The organism is Pseudomonas graminis, from assembly GCF_013201545.1.
Taxonomy (GTDB): Bacteria; Pseudomonadota; Gammaproteobacteria; order Pseudomonadales; family Pseudomonadaceae; genus Aquipseudomonas.
Genome location: NZ_CP053746.1, coordinates 4,149,537 through 4,162,899, shown reverse-complemented (window position 1 = coordinate 4,162,899; position 13,363 = coordinate 4,149,537). Strand labels below are relative to the sequence as shown.

The following is a 13,363-nucleotide window of genomic DNA, read 5'->3' as shown; positions in this document are numbered from 1 at the left end:
AATCTCCTTTGATTGAGCGTCTTAAAAACGAATGTTCTTGAGGAATTCAGCCAGACGCGCTGACTTGGGTTGTTCGAATAATGCCTTGGGCGGGCCCTGTTCTTCGATGCGCCCCTGGTTCATGAAGACGATCTGATCGGACACCTCGTAGGCGAAGCGCATCTCGTGGGTCACCAGCAACATGGTCATGCCCTCTTCGGCCAGGCCCTTGATCACGCTGAGCACCTCACCGACCAGCTCGGGGTCCAGCGCGGACGTGACCTCGTCGAACAGCATCAGGCTCGGGTTCATGGCAATGGCGCGGGCAATCGCCACGCGCTGCTGCTGGCCGCCGGACAGCTGGCCGGGAAAGTGATTGCGCCGCTCCAGCAGGCCGACGCGCTCCAGCCACTTTTCGGCCAGCGCGATGGCCTGATCCTTGGGCAGCTTCTTCACTTTGAGCAAGCCGAGGGTGACGTTCTGCAGCGCGGTCAGGTGCGGGAACAGGTTGAACTGCTGAAACGCCATGCCGGTCATCGCCCGGTGCTGGGCGATGAGCTTTTCCGGATGACGCACGCGCTTGCCACTGACGTCGCTGTAGCCAATGTCCTGGCCTTCGAGACGAATGTGCCCGCCCTGAAACTCTTCCAGCAAGTTGACGCAACGCAGCAGCGTAGTCTTGCCCGAGCCGCTGGAGCCGATCAAGGTGACCACGTTGCCCTTGTTCATCTTCAGGTCGACGCCCTTGAGGACTTCAACCGGGCCATAGGATTTGTGCAGCCCTTCGATGCTCAACAGAGCCGGGGCGGCAGGTGCGGTTTGAGTCTGTGTCATGGCAAGGCCACCCGTTTTTCGATTTGCCGCCCAAGAAGCTCGATGGCGTAGTTGATGACGAAGAAGAGAAAGCCGGCGAACAGGTAAAACTCGAGGGTCATGAAGTTGCGCGCGATGACCTGCTGGGTGCTGAGCAGCAGCTCGGCCACGCCGATCACCGAGAGCAACGTCGAGGCCTTGACGATCTCCGTCGACGAATTGACCCAGGTCGGCAATATCTGCCGCAGCGCTTGAGGCAACAGCACATAACTGAGGGACTGGGGAAACGTCAGGCCGATGGCCTTGCCGGCTTCCAGCTGCCCGCGCGGGATGGCCTGCAAGGCACCGCGCACGATCTCGGCGACGTGAGAACCGCAAAAAAGCGTCAGCCCCAGCGCACCGGCCTGGAACGCGCCGATCTGCCAGCCCAGCGCCGGCGCCATATAGAAGCAGGCCAGCACCAAAACAAACACGGGGGTGCCGCGGATCAGGTCGACGTAGGCGCGAAACGGCAGGCGTGCCCACCATTTGCCGTAGGTCAGGATCAGCCCGGCAAACACGCCGATCACCGTGCCGAACACGATCGCAAGGCCGGCGCACTGCACGCTGGTGAGAAACCCCGCCCACAGCGCTTCCCGGGCAGTCCACAATTCATGCAACCAACTGGGTTGTTCGTACATGGTGCGGGCCTCCTAGCGGCGAATCGCCAGGCGCTGCTCGAGGTAACGCAGCAGCATGGCGATGAGGTAACAGGCCGCGACGTACAGCGCCGTGGTCACCAGCCAGGTTTCAATCACCCGGTAGCTCTCGACGTTGATCTTGCGCGCGTAATAGGTCAGTTCCGGCACCGCGATGGCGGCGGCCAGCGACGTGTCCTTGAACAGCGAGATGAAGTTGTTCGACAGCGCCGGCAGCACGTTGCGCAACATGACCGGAACGACGATGTACGCACGCACCTGCCATTCGCCGAGGCCGATCGCCAGCCCTGCTTCGCGCTGGCCCTTGTGAATGCTCAACAGACCTGCGCGGAACACTTCGGTCAGGTACGCCCCTGCATACAGCGACAGGGTGATGATGAACGACGGGATCTTGTCCAGACGAATGCCAAGCCCTGGCAAGGCGAAGTAGATGAGCAGGATCAGCACCAGAATCGGCGTGTTGCGCACCACGGTGACGTAAATCGACGCCACGATACGCAGGGCGCGGTAGCGGGACAGCATCGCGAACGCGGCCAGCATGCCGATGACGCAACCGATGGCGATGGAGATCAGGGCCAGTTCCAGGCCGAGCCCCAGCCCTGCCAGCAGACTGGGGAAATCCCGCCAGACTGCTGCAAAATTCAGCTGATAATTCATGGTCAGCAGTACCTGGGGCGGGACGGCACCACGGCCGCCCTCGCCCCCTTCAGTGAGCGACGCGCGCGGCGCGGGTTATTTGTATTCCATCGGGAAACCGATCGCAGGGGTCGGCAGGTCCACGCCGAACCACTTCTTGAACGACTCGGCATACATCGGGAATTCAACCCCGGTCATGGCTTCATGGAGCGCGGTGTTGACGAAGTTCAGCCAGTCCTGATCGCCACGTTTGACGGCGCACGCGTAGGTTTGCGGGCTCCAGGCAAACGCAGGCGAACGATAACGACCCGGGTTCTGCACCATCAGGTATTTCACCGATGACTGATCGGTGGCGGCCGCATCGGCACGACCGGAGTTGATGGCCTGGTACATCAGATCGACGCTGTCGTACTGGTCGACTTTCGCCTTGGGCAGCGCCTGATGCACCAGCTCTTCGGCGTAGACGTTCTGCAGCACCGCCACAGTGACGCCGTCGCCGGCGCCTTTCAGGTCGTCGATCTCCTTGTACTTGCTGTTGGTCGGCAGGAGCAGCGCAACGCCTTCGCGGTAGTAAGGCAGCGTGAACGCCACCTGCTGGGCACGGCTGGCGGTGACGGTGATGAACTGGCAGCTCATGTCGACTTTGTCGGTGAGCAAGTTCGGAATCCGCGCGTCCGAGGACTGCACGACGAACTCGACCTTGCTCGGGTCGTTGAACAGGCCCTTGGCGACGATGCGCCCGATGTCGATATCAAAACCCTGCAACTTGCCGTCTGCACCCTGGAAGTGCCAGGGCGCATTGGTGCTCCCAGTGCCCACGATCAAATGGCCACGTTGCAGAACGCTGTCGAGCTTGCTGTCAGCAGCGTAAGCCGTCGTTGCAAACGTCGCTGCCGTTACCAAGGCCAATGCACAAGCTTTCAAAGAAAGGGATCCGCGCCGCATGAGAGAAACTCCGCCGGTTATGTTTATTCCGCTATAGCGGAACACTGTGTGCCACACCGGAATAGACAGCAGAAAGTGTGCCACAGAGTCCGGCAGTAAAAGAAGGCGCAAAAAATTCCGGTATTTTCAGGTACATGGGCTTTGAGGCAGGTGTCTACGGGATGAAGCCGCACGCGTGCCAACAGGATTCAGCGCTACGGATCACCCCACGGATTGAGAATTGGGCCCCATCAACGGGCACCCTGCGCCAAGAGCGCGCATTACGGTTTACATCGCGTAACCGTTCATCGTGCCAAGGGCACGATTCCCCTGAAAGCAACCCTAAGCACCGCATCAACTCAGTAGTGGCACTTTGGATCAATCCGGGACGCCGCCCAAGGCGACGCGACACGCCGTTGGGCCGGTTACTCCGAAACTCCACCCATACAAGCTATGGTTTTCCTATGACCGGCCGATTTATCTGGGGTCAAGGGAACATTGGCACCGTTACTGCTTCAAACGTATTTATGAAAGTTTTGTGACAACCGTATGAACATGCACGGACGGCAGGCGCTTTTACGAGTTGTAGGGTGGAGGAACGCCAATGAAAGAACGAGCCACAGTCATCTGCCGCAGAGACAACCAGATTCTCTACGTGCGCAAACCCAAATCTCGCTGGAATCTGCCGGGTGGCAAGGTCGAGGCCGACGAGTCGCCTGCGCAAGCTGCGGCACGCGAGCTACGTGAAGAAACCGGGCTGATCCTGGAAGACCTGGCGTACATCAGCCGGTTTGAGGGCGGCACGGTGATGCATCACGTCTTCGAAGTCTCAGTGACGATGATCGCCACTCCCGCACCACACAATGAAATCGCCGACTGCAAATGGTTTACCACTGAGGAGTTGGGCGGCCAGAAAGTCAGGCCGTCAGCGAAGTCGATCGTGAAGGCGTTTTTGACCAACGCTATTTATTAAGTGTTGTTGAGAGGCGTTCACAGGTTTTTCACATCGGGGGCGGTAATCTTCAATTGCTCCTCCAAGACTGACTTTAAGCCCGCACCCCCCATCGCGGGCTTTTTCTTGTCCAGAATTCCTCGATTTGCCCTTCTTTCTGCGCGACGTGATCTATAAAGAATTCTGACGGTCGGACTTAATTTCGGGATCCAAACGCCGACATCAAGTCATGGGCCTATTCACGGAGCGGCAGATGTTTAATTCCAAGATCAAAAAGCAGGTGACCACTCTGAGCTCGGAGCTGGTCACGCTCAAAAATTTCCATGACGCCCTCATGCAGGAGATGCTGTCGCTGACAGTAGATTCTGACCTGCGCATCACGGACGCGAACAGCAAGTTCTGCGCAGCCATCGGTTACTCCCACGATGAACTGGTGGGCCACCCCATGGCCGCGTTCGTCCCTTCCTATGTGGCGACCATGCCATGCTTTCGCAACTTCAGGGCGGCAGCGACCAGCGGCACGGCAGTGACCGACGACTACCGCTTCGTCAGCAAAAGCGGTTCGCTGATCTGGATTCACGCCACGTGGTCGCCGTTGAAAGATGAGCAAGGTCGCCTCGTCGCCCTCAAATGCCTGGCAACCAATGTCACCACCGAAATCAACAAGGCGCGGGAAAACGAGTCGTTCATCAATGCCCTGCTGCGCTCGACAGCAGTCATTGAGTTCGACCTTGGCGGTCACGTGCTTAAAGCCAACCAATCCTTTCTCAAGGAAATGGGCTATAGCCAGGATCAGATCCTCGGCAAACACCACAGCCTGTTCTGCGACCCGAAGTTTGCCGGCACCGATGAGTACAAAACCTTCTGGAAACGCCTGAACAACGGAGAGTTCGTCGCCGACCGCTTCAAGCGCATCAACAGCCGGGGCGAAGAGGTTTGGCTCGAAGCGACCTACAACCCGGTGCACGACACCCAGGGCGAGCTTTATAAGGTAGTCAAATTTGCCACTGTGATCACGGATCAAGTCCACCGCGAGGCGGAGATCAACGTCGCGGCTGGCACTGCCTTCGAGATTTCCCAGCGCACTGACGTCTCGGCACAGCGCGGGGCAGCGGTGATCAACAACACGGTCGAAACCATGAACGGAATCGCCGATCAGATGCTCTCCGCCTCCCACGGCATGGAAGCCCTGGGCAAACAGTCATTGCTGATCAGCACCATCGTGCAAACCATCGGCGGCATCGCCCAACAGACCAACCTCCTTGCCCTCAATGCCGCCATCGAAGCAGCCCGGGCCGGTGAACAAGGCCGTGGCTTTGCCGTTGTGGCTGATGAAGTGCGTCAGCTGGCCGGGCGCACCAGCACGGCCACCGAGGAGATCGTCGCGGTGGTGCAGCAAAACCAGAAACTGGTGGATGAGGTGGTCAAGGACATGGGCAGCACGCGGGCTCAGGCCGAACAGGGCCTGTCGCTGGCGAACCAGGCCGGTAGCGTGATCGTGGAAATTCAGGAAGGGGCGCGGCAGGTCGTAGGGGCGGTACAGCGATTTAGCCACCAGCTCTGACGTCGGCGGCCCTCGCCTCGTGCCCGGGGGCCCCATGGCAAATGGTCGCAGCGCGCTGAGCGGGAGATACGCTTGCCCTACAAAATGCTAATCTGCGCGACAGATGTGGCCCCATCCGGTATGCCACCCCACGTTGACATGGAGCCGACAATGGCTTTGGATTCCCTGCTCTGCCCGGATTTACTGACCATTGCAGAGCGTTCGGCGATTGCCGAGGTTGAAGCGACCACAAACATCCTCAAGCTGGTGACCCGGCTGACCGGCATGCGCTTTGCGGGCATCGCCAAGTTCACCGACTCCGAATGGGTCGCCTGCGCGGTCTATGACGAGATTCACATCGGTATCCAGGAGGGCGAAGTCCTGGAGCTGGAAACGACCCTGTGCAACGAGCTGATCGAAAACCCGCAGGCGCTGATCATCCCCAGCATCAGCAGCAGCGAGCGCTATGCAGGTCGCCCGGTGGTCAAGAAATACGCCATCGAAAGCTATATCGGCGTGCCGATCAGCCTGCCGGACGGCCAGCTGTTCGGGGCGCTGTGCCTGCTTGATTCCAGAGCCAGCTCTTTCGACAACCCGGACCTCGTCGAGACACTGGGTCTGTTCTCCCGTCTCATCGGCTGCATCGTGTTCTCCCATCACTCAACGGTGAACAAAGTCAGGACACAGGTCGAGCACGCCTGATCAGGTGATGCTCACCGGGCGAGCGGCGGTAGGTGGAAAACCAAGACGGTGTTACACTGCCGCGCCTTGAATTAGCCTGCGCTGCTTGAGCCTTTCGTGGGGTCGCGGCGCGCGGCCAGACCTTTCCGTCTTCCGGCGCACAGCAAGCGTGGCCGATGCATGTCGGTCACCCGCTGAAGCCGTATCGGACGCTGCTCCCGTTCACCCATCTTCATCAGGTCATGTCCCCGTCACCGGTGACGTGCAGGCTGCTGGTTGGATCACGAGCAATCGCCACCAGGCGTCGAAGGCCATCGCCAGTCAGCCCTTTGTAAACAATCCAGGATAAGCAATTGATTTCCACAGCTAACATCACCATGCAGTTTGGCGCCAAGCCGCTGTTCGAGAACGTTTCGGTCAAATTCGGCGGTGGCAATCGCTACGGCCTCATCGGCGCCAATGGCTGTGGCAAGTCCACCTTCATGAAGATCCTCGGCGGCGATCTGGAGCCGTCCGGCGGCCAGGTGATGCTCGAGCCGAACGTGCGTCTGGGTAAATTGCGCCAGGACCAGTTCGCCTACGAAGACTTCACCGTCATCGACACCGTGATCATGGGTCACGAAGAGCTGTGGAAGGTCAAGGCCGAGCGCGATCGCATTTACTCGCTGCCGGAGATGACCGAAGAAGACGGCATGGCCGTGGCTGAGCTGGAAACCGAATTCGCTGAAATGGACGGCTACACCGCCGAGTCCCGTGCCGGCGAGCTGTTGCTCGGACTGGGCATCGGCATCGAGCAGCACTTCGGCCCGATGAGCGAGGTCTCCCCTGGCTGGAAGCTGCGCGTCTTGCTGGCCCAGGCGCTGTTCTCCGATCCTGAAGTGCTGTTGCTCGACGAGCCGACCAACCACCTGGACATCAACACCATTCGCTGGCTGGAAAACATCCTGACCCAGCGCTCCAGCCTGATGATCATCATTTCCCACGACCGTCACTTCCTCAACAGCGTGTGCACCCACATGGCTGACCTGGATTACGGCGAGCTGCGCCTGTTCCCGGGCAACTACGACGAGTACATGACCGTGGCGACCCAGTCCCGCGAGCAGTTGCTGTCGGACAACGCCAAGAAGAAAGCCCAGATTTCCGAGCTGCAGTCGTTCGTCAGCCGCTTTTCGGCCAACGCCTCCAAAGCCAAGCAGGCCACTTCCCGCGCCAAGGCGATCGACAAGATTCAGCTGGCCGAGGTCAAGCCTTCGAGCCGCGTGAGCCCGTTCATCCGCTTTGATCAGAACAAGAAGCTGCACCGTCAGGCGGTCATCATTGACCAGATGGCCAAAGGCTTCGACGGCAAGCCGCTGTTCAAGAACTTCAGCTTCCAGGTTGAAGCGGGCGAGCGCGTTGCGATCATCGGCCCGAACGGTATCGGTAAAACCACCCTGCTGCGCACCCTGGTCAATGAACTGACCCCGGACGCCGGCACCATCAAGTGGACCGATGCGGCAGAGCTGGGTTACTACGCCCAGGACCACGCCCACGACTTCGAAGACGATGTCACCCTGTTCGACTGGATGGGGCAATGGACTCAAGGTGAGCAGGTCATTCGTGGCACCCTGGGCCGCATGCTGTTTTCCAACGACGAGATCCTGAAATCGGTCAAAGTCATTTCCGGTGGTGAGCAAGGGCGCATGCTGTTCGGCAAGCTGATCCTGCAGAAGCCGAACGTGCTGATCATGGACGAACCGACCAACCACCTGGACATGGAGTCGATCGAGGCGCTGAACCTGGCGCTGGAGAACTACCCGGGCACGCTGATCTTCGTCAGCCACGACCGCGAGTTCGTATCGTCCCTGGCCACTCGCATCATCGAGCTGAGCCCAAGTGGCGTGACCGACTTCAGCGGCACCTACGACGATTACCTGCGCAGCCAGGGCGTTGCATTCTGATCAGGGCTCTGAGCTGACAGAGTGATGCGGAAACAAGGAGCCCCGTCCACAGTGACGGGGCTTTTTTGTGACAGTGGGAACGGCTTTGGCCGAAAAGACGCCAGACCAGGCGCCCCCAATTTTGCGGTGTGACATCCGACGCTTTCCCGGCTAAAGCCAGTCCCATTGGAATTAGGCGGTGAGTGAGTGGGACCGGCTTCAGCCGGGAAGGGGCAACTCCGGGCGCCATCTGATCCCGGATAAAAACCGTTAGCCAGCTTTCATTTCCTGACACCACGGGCGATGATGCGGCACTCCCACCGCTCCAGCGAAGAGTCCCCATGTCTGCCGCCCTGCCGCCCGATACGCCTGCCAACACGCCTGTCAGCGACGCCAGTTCGATGGCGATCACGCTGCAAATCGTCTCCATCGTCATCTATACCTTCATCGCCTTCCTGTGCATCGGTTTGCCCATCGCAGTGATGCCCGGCTACGTGCACAACCAGTTGGGCTTCAGCGCGGTGGTCGCGGGGCTGGTGATCGGCGCGCAGTACCTCGCGACGCTGCTGAGCCGTCCGGTGGCCGGACGCATCTGCGACACCATCGGCACCAAGCGCGCCATCGTGTACGGGCTGTCCGGCATCGCGTTGAGCGGCGTGCTGACATTGGCGGCAATCCTGCTGGAGCGTTTCGCCGGAGTCAGTCTGACCATCCTGATCATCGCCCGCCTGTTCCTCGGTGCGTCCCAAGGCTTGATCGGCGTCGGCACCATCAGCTGGTGCATCGGCCAGGTCGGTTCGGAGCACACCGCCCGCTCGATCTCGTGGAACGGCATCGCGTCCTACGGCGCCATTGCGATTGGCGCACCGCTGGGGGTGGTGATGGTCGGCGCGCTGGGGTTTGCAAGCCTGGGCGTGGTGCTGTTTTTACTGGCAGCCGGGGCGCTGCTGTTGATCCGCAAGAAACCGGCGATCCCGGTGGTGCGAGGCGAGCGTATGCCGTTCTTCTCGGTGTTTGGTCGAGTGGCGCCGTTTGGCTTGAGCCTGACCCTGTCCTCCATCGGCTACGGCACGCTGACAACCTTCATCACGTTGTTCTATGTGGCCCGCGGCTGGGAAGGGGCGGCCTGGTGCCTGACCGTGTTCGGCGTCTGCTTCATCCTGGCGCGGTTGCTGTTCATCAATGCGATCAACCGCTTCGGCGGCTTTCGCTCGGCGATCGTCTGCATCTCGGTGGAAACCCTGGGGCTGTTGCTGTTGTGGCTGGCACCCGACACCACCTTCGCCCTGATCGGCGCGGGGCTGACCGGTTTTGGTTTGTCGCTGGTCTATCCGGCGCTGGGCGTCGAAGCCATCAAGCAAGTGCCCAACAGCAGTCGCGGTGCCGGGCTCAGTGCCTATGCGGTGTTCTTCGACTTGGCCCTGGCCATTGCCGGCCCGCTGATGGGTGCGGTGGCTTTGGGCATAGGTTATGGCTGGATTTTCTTCTTCGCGGCGTTGTTGTCGGTGGCGGCGTTGACGCTGGCAGTGGTGCTGTCGCGCAGGGCGCCGGTCGACACGCGGGTGTAGCGAGCGCAGCGTCTCAAAGCTTCCCGGCTGAAGCCGGTCCTACAGAGGGAAGAGGCCGGCGACTCTGCAACAGCGCTCACTCGCTGTTGAAATCCCCCGGCCACAGCCCGTCCCACCTAAAAGCTGAACTGCCGCCTCGCGTCCCGGTCGGAATAGCACATCCCCCGAACAGGAGTGAGGGCGTGACCCCCGATCCCGCTGGCTCGAACGCAACCCCTCCGGACCCGGCCACGTTTCGCGAAGTCCACAAACTGCGCGTGCTGACCGTGAACACCCACAAGGGCTTCACCGCACTGAACCGGCGTTTCATCCTGCCGGAGTTGCGTGAAGCCGTGCGCAGCACCGGTGCCGACCTGGTGTTTCTGCAGGAAGTCCTCGGCGGCCACGACCGCCACGCCGCCAAGTACGAAGACTGGCCCGACACGCCGCACTACGAGTTTCTCGCCGACAGCATGTGGACGGACTTCGCCTATGGCCGCAACGCGGTCTACCCTGACGGCCATCACGGCAACGCGTTGTTGTCCAAATACCCGATCCTGCATTACCGCAACCTGGACATATCGATCACCGGGCCGGAACGTCGTGGCTTGTTGCACTGTGTGCTGCAGGTGCCAGGGCATGCGGAAGTCCACGCGATCTGCGTGCACCTCAGCCTGCTGGAAAGCCACCGCCAGTTGCAGCTGAATCTGCTGTGCGACCTGCTCGACTCATTGCCCGAAGACGCTCCGGTGGTCATTGCCGGTGACTTCAACGACTGGCAGTTGCAGGGCAACAAGCGTCTTCAGCGCTGCGGCTACCTGCACGAGGCCTTCGAGCGCAGTCAGGGGCGGTTGGCCAAGACCTACCCGGCGCGCTTCCCGATGCTGCGCCTGGACCGCATTTACCTGCGCAACGCCACCAGCCACCATCCGAAAATTCTCGGCACGCGGCCGTGGACGCATTTGTCCGATCACCTGCCGCTGGCGGTGGAAGTGCATATGTAGCAACGGCCGTTCATCACCGCCGCCGTTGGTCTGCAAGTGGACCTTTGGGTTAAACCATTGCGTGAACGACCCCTCACATTTAAGGCGAGGCACAGGCTTCGCCATCTCAATAACAAGAGGTCTGCGATCATGGCTAACACCGGAAAGTCGAACCCTGGCAATTTTGCGAACGATAAAGAAAAAGCGTCCGAAGCCGGCAAGAAAGGCGGACAGGCTTCAGGCAGTGGCAATGCCGGAAGCGATATGAAAAGAGAATCGGGTGCAGGCGCAAGCGGCACTGGCAAGAAAGGCGGCTCAGGCGGCAAGTCGTAGTGGCGTGCAGGTGAGTCAAGCGAGCGAGGGCCTAGGCTCTCGCTCTTTTGTTTGATCAGCGGTTAAACAAGCGACGTGCGCCTCATGGCAGGCGCACATTGCCAGCGATACCCTCCCCCTCATTTATCCGGATTGATCAGCGGCACCGTTGCGTCCCGATCAAACTGGGAACCGGGATCTTCATTGCCCGGATCCAGGTCGGCGTCGAATCCTGTTTCTTCGTCACCCGGCTGAGGGGCGGGGCGCGGGGGGACGGGTGCAGCATCAGGCGTATGGGATTGCATGGCTGTTACCTCTCGTTTCAATAGGGCCAACACTAGAATCAGAGGGCTCAAGAGCAGCCCGGTTCAATGGATTGAGCTTAGCTGGCGCTGACGGTCCAGTGCACGGCATCCTCGGCAAACTGAAGTTGCTCGACACGGTGGGCAATGCCGCAGGCCAGCGAATCTTCGGCACGGATCACTTTCTCCTCCGCCGACAGGCAGCGCCCGATGTCCAGCGGGTGCACGGCGCTCACGGTCTCGCTTTCGTAAATATTCACGTAGCGCTGCAGGTCGTTGTCCAGGCTGCGCAGGTATTCGCGCATGCGTGAGTGATCCACCGAGCTCTGGTTGAAGTACCAGCTCATGGGATGGATCAGAAAACGCGAGTGGGGGCAGACGATCCGCTCTTGAGCCGCCAGGTAGATGACGATGCCCATGGATTCGATGTTGCCGCTGTTCAGTGCGCGGATCGGCACTTTCAGGGACTTCAGGAAGTTGTACAGGGTGAATCCCAGCGCGGTGCTGCCGCCGGCGGTCGACAGATTCAGCAGCAACCCGGTCGCGCCCTTGCCGAGGGCTTCGAGGCAGCGATCACGAAAATGCTCGGTGCTGGCCTGATCGACCCCGCAGTGGAAATGAATGATGTGCTCGCTCATCGGCGGCCTCGCTGTGCAGTCACCCTGAAACCTGGCGCCGCTGAAGATGAATGGTGGATATTCGGGCCTCTTCTCGGCTGAAGCCGGTCCAACCAAGAACCCCGGCGCCTTCGTAGGACCGGCTTCAGCCGGGAAGACGTCGGACGCCACTCCGCAAATACAGGCTCTGGGCAACCTTCAAATCTGTGCCCTCGACGTATTTATCTGAAATGTTGAAATTCGCACGCGTGGCTAAAGTTGCATGGGCTGAGGATAGCCGCTCGCCGGGCATGTGAAAGTAAGACACCGCCCATGACCAAGAACCCCTGCGGCAAACAACAGTCAGTAAAGAAGCTTCGCCGGTTTCATCGTGCTCGATGAGGGTCGTGAACCGCGCGCCATCCAACACGCCCCACCGCACAGGACACCCCCATGAGTCTGCACGACAAGATCATCGGCCGCCTCGGCTTCGGCTCCGCGCCGCTGGGCAACATGTTCCGCACCATCGACGAAGAGGAAGCGGCGGCCACCGTTCAATCGGCCTGGGACCAGGGCATTCGTTATTTTGACACCGCACCGATCTACGGCGCCGGCCTGTCCGAGCAGCGTCTGGGCAAGGCCCTCGCCGGCGTCCCCCGCGACCAGTACACCCTGAGCACCAAAGTCGGCCGGCTGATTTCCGACGAGATCGACACCGAGCCCCGCAGCGGTCCGTTCGCTGAAGGCCTGAAAAACAAGATCGTCACTGATTACTCCGCCGATGCCACGCTGCGTTCCATTGAAGCGACCCTGAAACGCCTGAACACCGATCGGCTGGACATCGTGTTTGTTCACGACGTCGCCCAGGACGCCCACGGCGATGCCTGGATCGAGCATTTCAACATCGCCCGCACCGGCGCTTTCCGCGCCCTCACCCGACTGCGCGAAGAAGGCGTGATCAAGGCCTGGGGCCTTGGCGTCAACCGCGTCGAGCCGTGCGAACTGACCCTGGACCTGGAAGAAGCCCAGCCCGATGGTTTCCTGCTCGCCGGCCGTTATTCGCTGCTCGACCATGACCAGCCGCTGCAACGGCTGTTCGACAAGGCCCGCCAGCACAACGCCGAGTTCGTGGTCGGCGGGCCTTACAGCTCCGGTGTGTTGGTGGGCGGCAAGCATTTCGAGTATCAGGAAGCGTCGCCGGCGATGCTCGACAAGGTGGCGCACATTCAGGAGATCGCCCGGCAGTACCAGGTCGACATCAAATCGGCGGCGTTGCAGTTCGTCCTCGCCAACCCGCTGGTGGCAGCGGTAATCCCGGGTGCCAGCCGGCCGTCACGGATCATCGAAGACGTCACCGCGCTCAACGCTCAGGTGCCGGATGGATTCTGGCAGGCCATGCGCGATCAGGGCTTCATTGCCCTGCAGGCGCCAGTCCCGGGCAAAGACTGATATCGTGGGCAACGACGCCGGGCCAGACG

The 13,363-nt window shown here is 60.6% G+C and carries 14 protein-coding genes and 1 pseudogene; 9 read left to right on the top strand and 6 right to left on the bottom strand.

Features of this window, described 5'->3' with window-relative positions; all coding sequences use genetic code 11:
- Positions 1-21 precede the first annotated feature (21 nt).
- From FX982_RS18635 to FX982_RS18620, 4 genes are all read right to left on the bottom strand, one after another.
- A complete protein-coding gene (locus FX982_RS18635; RefSeq protein ID WP_108119374.1) occupies positions 22-813 on the bottom strand; it encodes an amino acid ABC transporter ATP-binding protein in 792 nt (263 codons plus the stop codon).
- Positions 810-1,472 carry an amino acid ABC transporter permease gene (locus tag FX982_RS18630; protein ID WP_172611982.1) on the bottom strand — a complete coding sequence of 221 codons (663 nt, stop codon included), beginning with the start codon at positions 1,470-1,472 and terminating at the stop codon, positions 810-812. The genes FX982_RS18635 and FX982_RS18630 overlap by 4 nt, the downstream gene beginning before the upstream one ends.
- Positions 1,473-1,484: 12 nt before the next feature.
- Positions 1,485-2,147: an amino acid ABC transporter permease gene (locus FX982_RS18625; RefSeq protein ID WP_122537215.1), complete on the bottom strand. Its 663-nt coding sequence runs from the start codon at positions 2,145-2,147 to the stop codon at positions 1,485-1,487.
- A gap of 75 nt (positions 2,148-2,222) precedes the next feature.
- The gene (locus tag FX982_RS18620; RefSeq protein ID WP_172611981.1) at positions 2,223-3,071 is read right to left on the bottom strand and encodes a transporter substrate-binding domain-containing protein; all 849 of its coding nucleotides are present in this window, start codon (positions 3,069-3,071) and stop codon (positions 2,223-2,225) included.
- Between the two features lie 583 nt (positions 3,072-3,654).
- On the opposite strand from FX982_RS18620, the gene FX982_RS18615 reads away from it, so the two are divergent.
- The 8 genes and pseudogenes from FX982_RS18615 to FX982_RS18585 all read left to right on the top strand — a co-directional run bounded on the left by FX982_RS18615 (position 3,655) and on the right by FX982_RS18585 (position 11,008).
- Positions 3,655-4,023 (top strand): NUDIX hydrolase, encoded by a 369-nt coding sequence (locus FX982_RS18615; RefSeq protein WP_172611980.1) that lies wholly within the window; start codon positions 3,655-3,657, stop codon positions 4,021-4,023.
- A 208-nt stretch (positions 4,024-4,231) separates the two neighbouring features.
- Positions 4,232-4,984 (top strand): annotated as a pseudogene (locus FX982_RS24900) (PAS domain-containing protein); the annotation flags it as partial.
- The gene (locus FX982_RS24895; protein ID WP_420793102.1) at positions 4,964-5,566 is read left to right on the top strand and encodes a methyl-accepting chemotaxis protein; all 603 of its coding nucleotides are present in this window, start codon (positions 4,964-4,966) and stop codon (positions 5,564-5,566) included. The pseudogene FX982_RS24900 and the gene FX982_RS24895, both read left to right, overlap by 21 nt.
- 150 nt (positions 5,567-5,716) lie before the next feature.
- The gene (locus tag FX982_RS18605; protein WP_172611978.1) at positions 5,717-6,247 is read left to right on the top strand and encodes a GAF domain-containing protein; all 531 of its coding nucleotides are present in this window, start codon (positions 5,717-5,719) and stop codon (positions 6,245-6,247) included.
- Positions 6,248-6,579: 332 nt separating this feature from the next.
- The gene (locus tag FX982_RS18600; protein ID WP_122537220.1) at positions 6,580-8,166 is read left to right on the top strand and encodes an ABC-F family ATPase; all 1,587 of its coding nucleotides are present in this window, start codon (positions 6,580-6,582) and stop codon (positions 8,164-8,166) included.
- 320 nt (positions 8,167-8,486) lie between these two features.
- On the top strand, positions 8,487-9,713 hold the full coding sequence (locus tag FX982_RS18595; protein WP_172611977.1) for an MFS transporter: 1,227 nt from the start codon (positions 8,487-8,489) through the stop codon (positions 9,711-9,713).
- Positions 9,714-9,964: 251 nt separating this feature from the next.
- Positions 9,965-10,696 carry an endonuclease/exonuclease/phosphatase family protein gene (locus FX982_RS18590; RefSeq protein ID WP_438826337.1) on the top strand — a complete coding sequence of 244 codons (732 nt, stop codon included), beginning with the start codon at positions 9,965-9,967 and terminating at the stop codon, positions 10,694-10,696.
- A gap of 129 nt (positions 10,697-10,825) precedes the next feature.
- Complete coding sequence (locus FX982_RS18585; RefSeq protein ID WP_122537223.1) at positions 10,826-11,008, top strand: general stress protein; 183 nt, start codon at positions 10,826-10,828, stop codon at positions 11,006-11,008.
- A gap of 119 nt (positions 11,009-11,127) precedes the next feature.
- On the opposite strand, the gene FX982_RS18580 is transcribed toward FX982_RS18585, so the two are convergent.
- Entirely contained in the window at positions 11,128-11,292 is a 165-nt protein-coding gene (locus FX982_RS18580) for a hypothetical protein (RefSeq protein ID WP_163022133.1), read from the bottom strand.
- A gap of 77 nt (positions 11,293-11,369) precedes the next feature.
- Entirely contained in the window at positions 11,370-11,927 is a 558-nt protein-coding gene (locus FX982_RS18575) for an ATP-dependent Clp protease proteolytic subunit (RefSeq protein ID WP_122537224.1), read from the bottom strand.
- Positions 11,928-12,338: 411 nt separating this feature from the next.
- Here FX982_RS18575 and FX982_RS18570 point away from each other — a divergent pair, with 411 nt between their 5' ends.
- Positions 12,339-13,334, top strand: coding sequence for an aldo/keto reductase (locus FX982_RS18570; protein WP_172611975.1), 996 nt, complete (start codon positions 12,339-12,341; stop codon positions 13,332-13,334).
- Positions 13,335-13,363: the final 29 nt, after the last annotated feature.